The organism is Gammaproteobacteria bacterium, from assembly GCA_028817255.1.
Lineage (GTDB): Bacteria > Pseudomonadota > Gammaproteobacteria > Porifericomitales > Porifericomitaceae > Porifericomes > Porifericomes azotivorans.
The window spans coordinates 1-14,336 of sequence record JAPPQA010000027.1 but is presented as its reverse complement, the minus strand read 5'-3'; the positions used below and the strand labels follow the sequence as shown (position 1 = coordinate 14,336).

General features: G+C 63.4%; 11 protein-coding genes. 6 read left to right on the top strand and 5 right to left on the bottom strand.

Going from position 1 to position 14,336, the window contains the following annotated elements; all coding sequences use genetic code 11:
- Positions 1–20 precede the first annotated feature (20 nt).
- The gene (locus OXU43_01315; GenBank protein ID MDD9823810.1) at positions 21–1,148 is read right to left on the bottom strand and encodes an ATP-grasp domain-containing protein; all 1,128 of its coding nucleotides are present in this window, start codon (positions 1,146–1,148) and stop codon (positions 21–23) included.
- A 28-nt stretch (positions 1,149–1,176) separates the two neighbouring features.
- Positions 1,177–2,247 carry a GHMP kinase gene (locus OXU43_01310; GenBank protein MDD9823809.1) on the bottom strand — a complete coding sequence of 357 codons (1,071 nt, stop codon included), beginning with the start codon at positions 2,245–2,247 and terminating at the stop codon, positions 1,177–1,179.
- A 530-nt stretch (positions 2,248–2,777) separates the two neighbouring features.
- Here OXU43_01310 and OXU43_01305 point away from each other — a divergent pair.
- From OXU43_01305 to fdhF, 6 genes are read left to right on the top strand one after another with little or no spacing between them, the layout of a single operon-like run.
- The gene (locus tag OXU43_01305; protein ID MDD9823808.1) at positions 2,778–3,899 is read left to right on the top strand and encodes a hypothetical protein; all 1,122 of its coding nucleotides are present in this window, start codon (positions 2,778–2,780) and stop codon (positions 3,897–3,899) included.
- A complete protein-coding gene (locus tag OXU43_01300) occupies positions 3,896–5,548 on the top strand; it encodes a formylmethanofuran dehydrogenase subunit A (GenBank protein MDD9823807.1) in 1,653 nt (550 codons plus the stop codon). Before OXU43_01305 ends, OXU43_01300 begins: the two co-directional genes overlap by 4 nt.
- Entirely contained in the window at positions 5,545–6,432 is an 888-nt protein-coding gene (gene fhcD, locus OXU43_01295; protein ID MDD9823806.1) for a formylmethanofuran--tetrahydromethanopterin N-formyltransferase, read from the top strand. The genes OXU43_01300 and fhcD overlap by 4 nt, the downstream gene beginning before the upstream one ends.
- Positions 6,429–7,250: a formylmethanofuran dehydrogenase subunit C gene (locus OXU43_01290; protein ID MDD9823805.1), complete on the top strand. Its 822-nt coding sequence runs from the start codon at positions 6,429–6,431 to the stop codon at positions 7,248–7,250. The genes fhcD and OXU43_01290 overlap by 4 nt, the downstream gene beginning before the upstream one ends.
- A 33-nt stretch (positions 7,251–7,283) precedes the next feature.
- The gene (locus OXU43_01285; protein ID MDD9823804.1) at positions 7,284–8,981 is read left to right on the top strand and encodes an NAD(P)H-dependent oxidoreductase subunit E; all 1,698 of its coding nucleotides are present in this window, start codon (positions 7,284–7,286) and stop codon (positions 8,979–8,981) included.
- On the top strand, positions 8,965–11,790 hold the full coding sequence (gene fdhF / locus OXU43_01280) for a formate dehydrogenase subunit alpha (GenBank protein MDD9823803.1): 2,826 nt from the start codon (positions 8,965–8,967) through the stop codon (positions 11,788–11,790). Before OXU43_01285 ends, fdhF begins: the two co-directional genes overlap by 17 nt.
- A gap of 42 nt (positions 11,791–11,832) precedes the next feature.
- Here the strand turns inward: fdhF and OXU43_01275 are convergent, their stop codons facing one another.
- The 3 genes from OXU43_01275 to OXU43_01265 form a co-directional block, all read right to left on the bottom strand.
- Complete coding sequence (locus OXU43_01275) at positions 11,833–12,477, bottom strand: hypothetical protein (GenBank protein ID MDD9823802.1); 645 nt, start codon at positions 12,475–12,477, stop codon at positions 11,833–11,835.
- A 134-nt stretch (positions 12,478–12,611) separates the two neighbouring features.
- Complete coding sequence (locus OXU43_01270; GenBank protein ID MDD9823801.1) at positions 12,612–13,508, bottom strand: quinoprotein dehydrogenase-associated putative ABC transporter substrate-binding protein; 897 nt, start codon at positions 13,506–13,508, stop codon at positions 12,612–12,614.
- Positions 13,495–13,911 (bottom strand): plastocyanin/azurin family copper-binding protein, encoded by a 417-nt coding sequence (locus OXU43_01265; GenBank protein ID MDD9823800.1) that lies wholly within the window; start codon positions 13,909–13,911, stop codon positions 13,495–13,497. Before OXU43_01265 ends, OXU43_01270 begins: the two co-directional genes overlap by 14 nt.
- Between the last annotated feature and the right edge of the window lie 425 nt (positions 13,912–14,336).

The window sequence follows — 14,336 nt, the reverse complement described above, 5'->3', positions numbered from 1 at the left end:
AAATAAAAATTTATTTTTTCTTAGCACACGGCCGGGATCGCCAGCGGCGACAAACCACGCAGACGCAGGGCCATGACCAGCCGCGCCTGACGTGCCGCCAGTAGAGATTTTACCCGGGTTTCGCTTGCCGCCCGCGCGTACAGGCTGCATACCGGCTGGCCGGCCGCTATCCAGGCGCCAGGCCGCGGCCGGTCCGCCGTCCATGAGGGCCAGCGCCAATCGGCAGGCAAAACGAAACCCTTGCCAGCGTAGCAGACGCTCTGCCCTACTACCGGAGGCCGTAACGGGAGTGCGGGCATCCGGCGCGGCAGGCGCCCCTGACAGGCCAGGATATGCCACCGCAACAGCCCCGGCGGCCGTTCGTGCAATTCGCAGGTCGCTGTAGGACGCGGGTTGATCTCCAGGAGACGCAAGCTGCCGTCCGGAGCTGCGAAAAAATCCAGGCCGCAAAGCCCGCGCAGTCCGGTTTCCCGTACCAGGGCATCCACCCGTTCCGGCAAGCCGCGCTCCAGCGCAGCGGGCAGGCGGGCTTGGTTGATCGCGCCCGCATAGCGGAAATCGCCGCGTTCCGGCGCCAGGGAATACAGCGTATTGCTCCCCAGCAGGACGGCCCGCCTGCCATCGGCAAGGAACACTACGGAACGGGGCCGCCCCGGAAAACGTTTTTGCAGGTACTCCCCGGGAAGCAGCGCCTCGCCAGGACACCATGGCCGCACCCTACAGCCGCCGCTGCCGCCAGTTCGTTTGACCAGCCAGTCTCCTCTAGATGGCCGGCGACCGATACTGGTATGCAGATTATATTTATCTTTTAAGTTCCTATTAAATAACTGTTTATTAATGTTAAGCCAGAGTTCGCTTGAAGTGCCCAGCAACTCCGCGCGCCGCTCCAGTTCGCATAATAAGCGCGGCCACGCCTCAAGCCCCCCCCCGACAATGACCCGCGGCCGAGCTGCCAATAGCGGCTCTACCGCCTCCAGCAAGCGTTCTTCGGAGTCCCCCAGTAATTCCGGAATATGCCACAAGCGCTCGGCGCAGGACGCGGTATCTTCGTCGGCGAAGGCATCCGCGACTTGTACCCGCAGGCTCGCGCGCCGGGCCGCTTGCGCCAGTGCCCGGGCACTGGCGGCAAGGATCAACAATCGTGCCATAATTTTGGCCCTGTCTCCCCGGCAATCTTCAACAGGCAGGGCGCCGGGAAGACTTAACGCCGGTAGCGGGCTCGCCCTCCTCAATTTCGGCGCCGCGGTTGCGCCCGGATACCATTCGCAATTCCAGCTGCGCATGCCCGCGCCAGCGGATAAGGCCCTGCCGCAAAACTCCCGAGGCCTGCTCTTCGGAAGGAAACAAGGCAAAACCCGTGGACCCCCAGGAACTCTGCCCTACCCCGGCCGCGCCTTCGGCGACCAACCAGCGCATCGCCGCCGCGACCTCGGGGCTAGTATAGGAACCGCCCTGCACCGCGGCAAAATGGCCACCCAGGATCTGCTGGATTTCCCCGATGGCGGCGCCGAAATCCTGGATGCGGCGCTCGCAGACCGCCGGCAACGCCTGCAGGAGCACCAGTCTGCACAAGTGGGAGACTGTGGTCATGGGCAGCTCAGGCAAGGATTCGAAGGAGCGCCGTTCACGGTTGCCGCTGAAGCCATGCCGGGAATGATCCAGCATCAGCAACAACCGCCATTCTTCGGGGAATTCAAGACGACTGACCACGGGCGGCACGACAGTGGCGGCGCCACTGCCCCCGTCGGCCAACAGACCTCCGTAACAAAAAGCGCCCACACCAATCCCGGAGCGCTTTCCCCGTCCCAACAAGGACGCCAGCTCCGCAGGCGGCATCTGCATTCCGTGCAGACGCAGGACGGCACTGCCCACAGCCAGCGCCAACTGCGTCCCGGAGCCCAGCCCCATATGCGGTGGAATCGCTTTCTCTACAACAATTTCCATGCTTTGCGGCAAATCCAGATGCACGCACAAGGACTCCACCACCTCGCGAACCCGGCCCGCCATCGGCCCGCGGACCTGTAACCGCAGGGCCTGCCGGACCCGTAGCCGAAGCGCCAGGTCCGCCAGGGTCAGCCCTAAGCTGCCGAAACAGCGGCCCGGTCCCCCGCCCTGGAGACCAAAAAACCCCATATGCAGGCGTGCCGGGGCGATGACGGAGACCTCCGTCGCAGCGACCCGTAACGCCTTGCCATCCGGGGCCACGGGCGCCGACCCAGGACGGAACCGGTGTCCGGGGCGCACCACCCTATTCCTCCGACCTGCCCCCGGGCACAGGCCGTGCCGCGGGAAAGCGGCCCCAGAGACCATGGCGCCAACGCTTCCGGCACCTATTTTCCTGCAAATCCATCTTTCTCCTCCGTCCCCGACTAGCCCTTGCGCCCCGTGCCGCGCGAGCAGCAACGATCGGCAGGAAAGGCACGCGCCATAACCAGCCGCACGCGCACTTTACGAGGCGCGGGAATGAAGCGAAGGGCAAAGGAAAGGCGTAACCGCCAACATTGCGTATGACAACATATGGTCTCCGGGAGTCCGCTACTGCAATATACGCCGATAAACTCTCCCGATACTCAGGAGCCGCAAACATGCATAATACCTATATGCGGATTCAATCGGCAACGTCTGCGTCCACGCCCATTACCTGCCCTTTCTGTTCCCTGCTCTGCGACGACCTGGTCCTCGAGCGGCGCAGGGACGGCGCCCAACACCTGCGGTTGCCCCATTGCCCGCGGGCACAACGGGGGTTTGCATGTTCTTCCCGTCGGCGCGCGACACCTATGCTGCGCGGGCGGCGGGCAGACTGGGCGGCGGCATGCCGCCGCGCCGCCGAGTTGCTCGCGGCGGCCAGCCAACCTCTGTTCGCCGGCCTGGGGACAGACGTGGCCGGGATGCAGGCCGCACTGCGGCTGGCCGAGAGACTGGGCGGGGTACTCGATCACATGAACGGCGACGGGATCGCCGCGGCGACCCGGGCCATGCAGGAAGAAGGCGGTTTTGCCACGACCTTGACCGAGCTTCGCAACCGTGCCGACCTCCTGGTATTCGCGGGCAGCGACCCCGGCACGCGCTATCCCCGCTTTCTGGAGCGCATGGTCTGGAACCGGCATGCGCTGGACCGTAGGGGATGCGAACCGCGGTTAATCTATCTGGGCCGCGATCTGGACCCGCGCAGCGGTCGCTCGCCCACGGGGCGCCTGCCCTTGCACTTCCCGGTGCCGGGTCACGCCCTGGCCGAGACCGCCGCCGTGCTTACCGCCTTGGTGCGCGAAGTCCGGCTGCAGGCGGAGACGGCGGCGGGCATACCGCTGACTCGGTGGCGGCGCCTGGCGCAAATGCTGCGGACGGCCCGCTACGGGGTCATGGTATGGGAGCCGGCACAGCTTCCCGCCGCCCAGGCGGACCTGCATATCCGCGCCTTCCAGGAGTTATTGCGGAGCTTAAATGTCCACACCCGGTTTGCCGCCTTGCCGTTGGGCGGCAGTGACGGCGGCGCCACGGCCCTCAATGTCTGCCTCTGGCAAAGCGGATATCCTCTGCGCGTCAGCTTTCGGCAGGGGTATCCCGAACATAACGCAACGCGTTACTCGACGGAGCGGCTGCTGGCCCGGGGCGAAGCAGACGCCCTGCTTTGGATATCCGCTTTTGACGGCAGCCGCCGCCCGCCGCGCTCTTCCGTGCCGCGGATACTGCTGTTGCGCCCCGACACCCCGGCCCCCCGAAAGGCGGAAGTATATCTGCCGGTGGCTACCCCGGGGGTCGAGGCAAAGGGAATGTTGTTCCGTTGCGACGGCTCGGTCGTGCTGCCGCTGGCGGACGGCGCGGCGCCGCCATCCCACCCGGGAGTAGCCGAAACCCTGGAGGAAATCGCCTCTGCCCTGCCTGCCGGGTACGGACCATGATCCGGCTGCGCGGCGGACGGCTGTACGATCCGCATAACGGCATAAACGGGCGCGTTCGCGACCTATACATAGATGCCGGGCGCATCGTCGCCCCGCCCCGCGGCAAAGCGGCGGCAAGTAGAGAATACGACCTGCGGGAACGGGTCGTCATGCCGGGAGGCATAGACATCCATACGCATATCGGCGGCGGCAAAATGGCCCTGGGGCGCTTGCTGTTGCCTGAAGATCAGCGGCAGCATCCGCTGCGGCGCGGCCGCCGGACACAGGCGGGGGGAGGCATGGCGGCGCCCACCGCCGCGGCCATCGGCTACCGCTACGCCCAGATGGGCTACACATCTTGCTTCGAGCCGGCCATGCTGCCCAGCAACGCCCGCCAGGTACACCTGGAGTTCGCCGATATCCCGCTGCTGGACAAGGGCAGCTACGTATTGCTCGGCAACGACGATTTCTTGTTGCGCCTGCTGCGTGCCGGCAGCGAACCGCAATCGGTGTGCGACTATGTGGCCTGGATGCTGCAGGCGACACGCTCCATCGCGGTCAAGGCCGTTAATCCGGGCGGCATCCATGCCTTCAAGTTCAACCAGCGCCGGCTCGATCTGGATCAACCGAACCGCCGCTACGGATTGACGCCCCGCCGCATCCTCCTGGCCTTGGCGCGGGCAGTGCGGGAACTCGGCCTCCACCATCCCCTGCACCTGCATGGTTGCAACCTGGGTGCGCCCGGAAACGTGGAGACCACGCTGCGCACCATCGCCGCGGCAGAGGGGCTGCCGTTGCACCTGACCCATCTGCAATTCCACAGTTACGGGACGGAAGGAGACCGGGGCTTCTCCTCCGGCGCCGCCCGGCTGGCGGAGGCGATCAACGGGCAACCCGGCATCTCGGTAGATGTGGGCCAAGCGATGTTTGGCCAGACCCTGACCGCCTCCGGAGACACCATGCAGCAATACGCCGGGCATCGGTACGCCCACCCGCGTCGCTGGGCGTGCGCGGACATCGAGTGCGACGCAGGCTGCGGCGTAATGCCTTTCCGCTACCGCGACAGCAGTTACGTCAATGCCCTGCAATGGGCGATCGGGCTCGAATTGTTCCTCCTGGTAAACGATCCCTGGCGCATCTTCCTGACCACGGACCACCCCAACGGCGCCCCTTTCTCCTCCTACCCGCGGCTGATCCGGCTGCTGATGGACCGCGGATTCCGCAATGACTGCCTGGCTGCCATCCACCCGGAGGCCGCGCGCGCCAGCCACCTCGGCGCCATCTCCCGCGAGTACAGTCTCTACGAGATCGCCATTATCACTCGGGCAGGGCCAGCCCGCAGCCTGGGTCTGAGCGAACGCGGTCACCTGGGGGTCGGCGCCGTAGCGGACATTGCCGTCTATCGCCCGCAACGCGACGCGGAGCGCATGTTCGCCAGTCCGGAATACGTCTTCAAGGACGGGCGCCTGATTGTCCGACGCGGCCAGGTGCTGGACGCCGCGCCGCGCGGCGGCCGCGTCCTTTGCGTTCAACCGGAGTACGACTCGGGCATCCGGCGCCGCGTGGCCTCCTACTTCCGACGCTACCACACCATGCGCCTGGAGAATTTCCCGCTGGGCGACGAATTGCCCCAGGAATACGCATACGCGCCTCTGCGTCCCCGTTCATGAAAATCCACGGCGTCCCCATCCTGGACACCTTTGCCGAGGCCTTCCCAATGTGGGGAACACGGCTGATCCTGACCGCCTGCAATCACCGCTGGGCGCGACACGCGGCCCGGGCCGCTACGGGCTTCGCCACCTCGGTCATCGGCTGTGGCTGCGAGGCGGGCGTCGAACGGGAGCTCGCGGCGAGCGAAACCCCGGATGGACGCCCGGGCGCCGCCGTGCTCTTGCTGGCGATGGGCCGGAAAGAGTTGGCTCGCCAAACGCTCACCCGAGTAGGACAATGCGTCCTCACCAGCCCGGGCAGCGCCTGCTTCTCCGGTCTGCGCGAGGGAGAACGCCTGCCGCTCGGCCGCCAACTGCGCTATTTCGGGGACGGCTTCCAGTCTTCCAAACAGATCGGCGGCATCCGCTATTGGCGGATCCCAGTCATGGATGGCGAGTTCCTCTGCCAGGAAGACGCCTGCATGCGCAAAGCGGTAGGAGGCGGCAACTTTCTGGTGATGGCGCGGGATACGACCGAGGCTCTGCTGGCCTGTGAAGCGGCAACGGCTGCCATCGCCGAACTGCCGGAGGTTATCGCGCCTTTCCCCGGAGGCGTCGTCCGCTCCGGTTCCAAGGTGGGCTCGAAGTATCCCCAGCTCAAGGCATCTACCAACCATGCCTTCTGCCCCACCCTGCGCGGGCAGGTAGAGTCCAGCCTGCCGCCTGCAGTCGGCAGCGTTCTGGAAGTCGTCATTGACGGACTGAGCGAGGATGCCGTAGCTCAGGCAATGCGCGAAGGGATCCGTGCCGCCTGCCGCACCGGGCGCCTGCTCGGCATCGGCGCCGGCAATTACGGCGGCTCGCTGGGTCCGTACCACTTCCCCTTGCAGCGGCTGTTGCAATGACCGGCGTGCTGCAATTGCGGGCGCCTCTGACACGTGCCCTGGACCTCTCTCCCTTATCGTCCGGGCTCTCGGAAGGCCTGTCCCTTACCGCGCTCCGCGGCCTGGAGTTACCGTATGGCACAGAAAAGGTACCGCTGGGAGAGCTATTCCGGGCGCAGGGCGCCTCCCGCCCGCGGAGCTTGGTATTCGACCCGGGCAGCCCCTGGTTTGACCGTCTCGGCATGGGTTTGAGGAGCGGGCGCATCGAAGTGCGCGGCGATGCCGGCGAGGCACTGGGCCTAGAAATGCGCGGCGGGCGCATCGAGGTGCTTGGCGACGTCGCCGCCTGGGCTGGGGCCGGGATGAGCGGCGGGGAGATCCGCGTTGCCGGGAACGCTGGGGACGCCCTGGGCGGCGCCCTGCCCGGCAACCTCCTGGGGATGCGTGCCGGCTACATTCACGTCCGCGGGAGTGCCGGCCGGCGCATCGGCGAGGCAATGCGGCGCGGCCTGATCCTGGTCGAGGGAAGCGCCGCCTCGGAATGCGCCACCCGAATGCGCGCCGGCACCGTGATTGTGTTGGGGCGCATTGGCCCCAGGATGGCGCTGGGAATGCGGCGGGGAAGCCTCGTGCTGGCGCGCCGGCCGGCGGCGTTGCCGGCCATCTTCAACTACAGCGGGCGCTCCGAATTCGGTATGCTGCGGGTGCTGTTCCGACAATTGGCCCGCTCGCGCCAAGAATTGCAATTTTTCTACAAGTTGTCTATCGTAGCGGAACAATTTTCAGGCGACCTGTCAGTCAGCGGCAAGGGAGAGGTCCTGACGCTACAACGGGCATGAATATATTCTTTGGAGGACCAGGCCGTAGCTAGGATCGGGCATCTCTCCCGCCAACGCCGCAAGCACCAAATCCGAGGACGAACTGCCGAACCGGCGGTACTCGCCGAACTTCGACAGTTGCTCGGCGCGGCGCCCAGGCGCCGGGACCTGCTTATCGAATATCTGCACAAGGTCCAGGATGCCAAAGGGTGTCTCCCCGTCTCTTGGCTCGTTGCCCTTGCCCACGAAATGTCCCTTCCCATGGCGGAAATTTACGAGGTCGCCACCTTCTACCACCACTTCGATGTGGTCCGGGAGGGCGATGCGGCTATCCCGCCGCTGACGGTCCGGGTCTGCGATTCGATTACCTGCGAGATGCTCGGCGCGCAAAAACTGATTGACGGCCTGCGTAACACCGTGGACGAAAGCCAGGTGCGGATACAGCCGGTACCTTGCGTGGGGCGTTGCCACGGCGCCCCGGTGGCTGTAGTCGGGCAAAACCCCATTGAGCGGGCGGACACGGAACGGGTGCATGCCGCCGTACGCGCCGGGCAGACCCGTGACCTGCTGGAACAGACGGGGCCCGAGTGCATCGGTTACACGGCCTATTGCCGGGGAGGCGGCTACCGCCTGTTGCGCGCTTGCCGAGATGGCGACCGAGAACCGGAACAGGTCATTGGCCAACTGAGCGAGTCTGGCCTGCGCGGCCTGGGTGGCGCCGGCTTCCCCGTCGGGCGCAAATGGTCCATCCTGCGCGCGCAGCCCCGTCCGAAGTACCTTGCCGTCAACATTGATGAAGGCGAACCCGGCACCTTCAAAGACCGGTATTATCTGGAGCGCGATCCGCATCGGTTTCTGGAAGGGGCCCTGATCGCCGCCTGGGCGGTGGAAGCCAGAGATATTTACATCTACCTGCGGGACGAGTACGCCGGTTGCAGGGCGCTGCTGGAAAGGGAGTTGAGGGAGCTGGAACGGGCCCCGCCTTGTCCCCTGCCCACCCTGCACCTGCGCCGCGGCGCCGGCGCCTACATCTGTGGCGAGGAGTCGGCGATGATCGAATCCATCGAGGGCAAACGCGGGGTGCCGCGGTTGCGCCCACCCTTCGTGGCCGAACGCGGATTGTTTGACCGGCCGACACTGGAACACAACCTGGAAAGCCTGCACTGGGTGCGGGAGATCCTGGAGCGTGGGGCCGCCTGGTTTGCCGCCCAGGGGCGGCGGGGGTGTAGCGGACTGCGCTCGTTCTCGGTCAGTGGCCGCGTACGGCAACCCGGCGTGCACCTCGCCCCAGCCGGGATCACGGTACGGGAACTGATCGCGGAGCACTGTGGCGGCATGTTGCCCGGCCACGAGTTCTACGGCTATTTTCCCGGCGGCGCCTCGGGGGGCATCCTGCCCGCCTCGCTAGGCGATCTGCCGCTGGACTTCGACACCTTGCAGGAATACGGCTGTTTTATTGGTTCCGCGGCAATTATCGTCCTGTCCCAGCAAGACCGGGCCCGCGACGCGGCATTGAACTCTATGCGCTTCTTCGAGCACGAGTCCTGCGGCCAATGCACGCCATGCCGCGCGGGAGCGGCCAAGGCAGCGCGGCTGATGTCAGCGCCACTATGGAACCAGCCCCTGTTAAAAGAACTGGCGCAGGTAATGAGCGATGCCTCGATCTGCGGTTTAGGCCAGGCGGCGCCCAACCCTATGCTGTCCGTAATGCGATATTTCCCTCAGGAGTTATCTAATGGCAAAACCCGCTGATACCGAAGGCCTGCGACAGCAAGGGACCGTCTCGTTCATGTACGACGGCAAGCCGGTGCGCGCGGCACCCAACGACACGATCCTGCAGGCCGCCCGTCGCGCCGGCTTCCATATCCCGAAACTGTGCTACCAAGAGGGCTACCGACCAGACGGCAATTGCCGGGCCTGCGTAGTAGAGATCGAAGGAGAGCGGGTGCTGGCCCCCTCCTGTTGGCGGCGCCCGACGGAAGGCATGAAAGTGCGCGGCGACAGCGAGCGCAGCCTCCACTCCCGGAGGCTGGTGCTGGAGCTTCTGCTCTCCGACATGCCGGAACAAGGGCGTTCTCCCTACACCCGGGACTCTGAGCTTGATTACTGGGCGGAACGATTGGGAGTGAGCCACCCCCGTTTCCCGGGGCGCCAGCAGTCCCCTGCCGCCGACGTCAGCAACCCGGCTATCGAGGTGAATCTGGATGTCTGTATCCAATGCAACCGGTGCGTGCGTGCCTGCCGCGAGGAACAGGCAAACGACGTAATCGGCTATGCCTTTCGCGGCGAACGCTCCGAGATCGTGTTCGATATGCGCGATGCCATGGGAAAAAGCACTTGCGTCAGTTGCGGCGAGTGCGTGCAGGCCTGTCCCACCGGCGCCCTGATGCCGGCCGGTAAAGAAGCCAAGCAACAAGAGGAGCGTAAGGTGGACTCCGTCTGCCCTTACTGCGGCGTCGGTTGCCTGTTGCGCTACCATGTCCGCGAAGACCGCATCCTGCGCGTCTCCGGGCGCGACGGCCCCTCCAATCATGGCCGACTGTGCGTTAAGGGCCGCTACGGCTTTGACTACGTGCACCATGAGCAAAGGCTGATACGCCCCCTGATCCGGCGCCAAGGGGTTGCCAAGACTGCCGATCTTGTCCCACCTGCCCGCGTATTGGAGCACTTCCGGGAGGCCACATGGGAAGAAGCCCTGGACCGGGCCGCAGGCGGTCTGGTGGAAATCCGCGACCAGCACGGCGGCCAGGCGCTCGCAGGCTTCGGCTCGGCAAAGGGGAGCAACGAAGAGGCATATCTGTTCCAAAAGCTGGTGCGCATGGGGCTCGGCACCAACAACGTCGATCACTGCACTCGCTTGTGCCATGCTTCCTCAGTGGCCGCGTTGCTTGAATGCATCGGTTCCGGGGCCGTCTCCAACCCCGTGGCGGACGTTGCCGAAACAGATGTCCTTCTGGTGATCGGGGCACGCCCCACGGTCAACCACCCCGTGGCCGCCACTTTCATGAAAAACGCCGCCAGGGCAGGCAAGACCCTGATCTTAATCGATCCCTATCGCTCCGACCTCGCCCGGTATGCGCGCCATTTTCTGCAATTTCGCCCCGACACTGACGTGACTCTCTTGAACGGCATCATGCACATTGTGCTGGCTGAAGGACTGCATAACGAGCGGTTCATCCGGGAAAAGACGACAGGTTTCGAAGAATTCGCCCACAACCTCAAGGCCTATACGCCCCAACGGGTCTCGCGGGTCTGCGGCGTCCCGGAAAAAAAGCTATACGAGGTGGCCCGTTGCTACGCCAGCGCTCCGGCGGCAATGATCTTCTGGGGCATGGGAATATCCCAACACATCCACGGCACCGACAACGCCCGCTGCCTGATCTCTCTTGCCCTGCTCACCGGCCAGATTGGCCGCGCGGGGACCGGCTTGCACCCGTTGCGCGGCCAGAACAACGTTCAGGGAGCGTCGGATGTCGGCCTAATCCCCATGATGTATCCGGACTACCAATTAGTCGGCGACGCAGAGACCCGCCGTAAGTTCGAACGGCACTGGGGCGCCGCTCTACCCTCAGAGCCCGGCCTGACGGTAGTCGAGATTATGGACGCCGCCCACGCGGGGCAGATCCGCGGGATGTACATTATGGGAGAAAATCCGGCCATGTCGGATCCGAACCTGCAGCACGCCCGCGAGGCGTTACGCAAGCTGCGGCACTTGGTCGTACAGGATATCTTTTTTACAGAGACGGCCGGATTTGCCGACGTGATCCTGCCTGCCTCCGCATTCCCGGAAAAAACCGGCACCTTCACCAATACCGACCGCCGGGTACAGCTCGGGCGCAAGGCGATCGCGACCCCTGGAGAGGCATGTGAAGATCTGTGGATCATCCAACAAATCGCACAGCGCTTGGGACTGGACTGGGAATACACCGGCCCGCAACAGGTATTCGAAGAGATCTGCCGTGTAACTCCCAGTATCGCCGGCATGACCTGGGAACGGCTGGAACGAGAAGATTCCCTGACTTACCCTCTGTGCAAGGAAGGAGAGAACGGTCAGTCCACTCTGTTCTCGCAGTCTTTCCCCACACCGAATGGCAAGGGCAAATTCGTGTCTGCCATACAGCGGGAAGCCGACGAAATGCCAGATGAGGATTATCCTTGGGTATTCACCACCGGGCGTTACCTGGAACACTGGCATACGGGGAGCATGACCCGCCGTTCCCGGACGCTGAACGCCATCGAACCGGAACCGGTGGCCAACTTACACCCCGAAGACCTACGGCAAATAGGCGCCGCCCCAGGCGACCGCATTTGCATTGAATCCCGACGGGGAAAGATAGAAGCCATCGCCCGCGCTGATGCCGGCATGCAACAGGGCAATGTATTCATGGCCTTCTGCTTTCGCGAGGCAGCCGCCAACATGCTGACCAACCCGGCATTGGATCCCAGCGGCAAGATCCCGGAGTTCAAATATTGCGCCGTGCACCTTGCACCGGCCTCTGCGTCTGCAAAACAGCCCTCGGCCCGACGGCGGCGGCGCGCGACTATGGCAACTTCGCAGTGACGGCTGGCATAGCGGCGTCTGGCAGGGCTTTCTCGACGGGACTTACGGGATTTCCTCGACGCCAGAAAAAACGAGAGTCTCGGCAATCAGAGGCTCTGCTCCCGGTTCAGAGGCTGCAATGACACTGTTAACCTGGTACAGCTTGCCTGGCACCCGGTCGGAAAAAACGAACTCGTAACTTTTATCGGCCAGCATCTCGTAACGGTCGCGTTTCGAGTCTTCCGAGTAGGGACGGATAAAAATCCGTTGCGCTTCCACTTCGTCGCCTTCGTACTGCAGCCGGATCTTCTCCACCGTCGCGGCGGCGAAGGCAAACTTCATCCTGCGCTGAAAATGGCGCCAGCTTCCCTCCGTCAGGCGCTCCATCTCGTACATGTCTCCTTGCAGGAAAAGACCGAGCACGGGATTACCGCGCACCCGACGCAGGTTGCTCGCGTACATCGGGTTCTGCCTGCGTTCGCTGCTAAAGAAGTCAATGTCCAACGTCTTGCTGCCATCCTTGTGCAACTGCAACACGTCCAGGCGTACGAAATCCTCGAAGCCCTCTTCATAGCTGCCACTCTTGCGGAAGCGGTAATTCAGTCGCACCGGCTGGCGGACATTTTCCATGTGGTCGGATAACCACAGCAAGGTCTCAGCCTCAGAAAAGCGGTGATCTTCCCGCGCGACGCCGACAGGGTCTCCCATCCGCCCGATCTGCGTCTGCGATTCCTGTCCTGAAACGCCAGCGACGCCGGTCGTTGCCATTCCGAGCGACAATACGGCCGCCACCGCCTCTGTCCATCGCTTCCCTACTCCTGACGGAGGGGAGGAGATTCGGCTCATTCCTTCAGTTCTGCCCGCGGGATCCCGAACTCGTCCAGGACCTCGCCAATTCGGGAGCGGTTTTCCCGGATAAAGCCATTGACCCGCTCGCGCCATTCCTTTTCGCCATGACGCACGGCCATGGAAATATCGTACTGAAACCTCAGATTGGGCAGTGAAGAATCTCGCTCTTCCGCCAAAGGCAATACGACCAATTTTTCCCCATCGCGGTGACGCTTGGCATAGTATCCGCCAAACGGCCCCCAGATGATGGTTACGTCTATTTTTCCCTTGATCAGATCGTCAATCACTTGGTTTGGCGTCACACGGGCATCGCCTGCCTGTGCAACGTAAGGAACTGCCTGTGCCATGAAGCCCTCGCGGAATACCCACAATTGGCCTGGCCCCTGGTCGAATACTCCAAACCGCAGATTCTGCCGCACTTCCTGAGGCAAATCCGACAGTTCCCCGGGAGTTTGCACCTTGTCCATGCCTCGCCCCCTGGCATAGATCAGCACGTAGGTCGAACGGTAATAAGGGATCGTAGTGGCCGCCAACTCGAAACCGGACGGAACCCCCATGATCAAGTCGCACTTGTACACGCCATCGGAGAGTTCGGATTTAAGCGTATTGCGCACGAACCCTCTGCGTTGCGGGAACCACTCGTAACGCAGAGACACCCCCAATTCCTCGGCAAATAGCTCCGCCAGCCGGTTCTCGAAACCGTTCCCTTCCTTGTTAGAAAAGGGCAGATTGTAAGGGTCGGCGCATACCTTCAACTCTTCCGGTTGCCCGCCCACATCGGCCCATACGGGCGGTACGCGGAAGAGCGCCGGGGCCAGCGCGAGCAAAGCCGCAACCAGGCAGCTGGCGCCTGCCCGCCCCCTGCGGAACTTCTGCTTATCTTGCGGCAATGGCCTTCTTCATCTTAATCACCGCCCGTTTGGCCATCCCCTTGGCATGCGCCTCCACCTGTTCCATGTTACTCGGTTCGCCCACTACGATGCCGCCCACCATTCCCAAGGCAAAGTGGGGGGTGCACTTGTAAACATATACCCCTTCCACGTCCAGGACAACCGACCCGTCGCTGCCCATGGGCACGTGCCAATGCTCAGCCCCTTCAGGTATAAGCGACTCCATGGACTGCGCGTCGTGTCCACTCATATTTTTCCAGACGATAGAATCCCCTGGCTTGGCAAATACGACGACAGGATGGAATTTGGTGGCCTGTGCGTTCACAACATGTTCCTCGGCGTACGCCGCGGAAGAAAAGAAACAAGCAAGCAAAAAGGCGGCTGTGAACTGATTCGACTTCATAACTCTGGTCCTCGTGTTCGTTCTCCGAGCGAGCCCTCCCCATGAAGGACTGACAAGCGCTATATTGTTAATCAATTGACTTCCGCGTTCAAGGGAACCGTACCGGAACCCGAGCAACATTGCGTCCCGCGAGCTCCATCCCATAATCCTTGCGATACGCGATGCGGCGCAACATCTTTACGTAACATGCCGATGTCCGGATACTTAACAAGTACGCCACGAACGTTGAGGTGTAAGATAGTCTGCGAGATTCCATATAAGTGCATGTTTTTTCTAAATATTTTCCTAGCATGCTGCCCGAGCCTTCTTCCGGGAGCCGGCACCCTGCCCGATTCATTGCAGAGCTGCGACCAGGGAGCGACGCACTGCCTCGGGGACCTGCCTCACTTCGAAACGCAGAAACGGAGGTCAGCAACCGATACGCA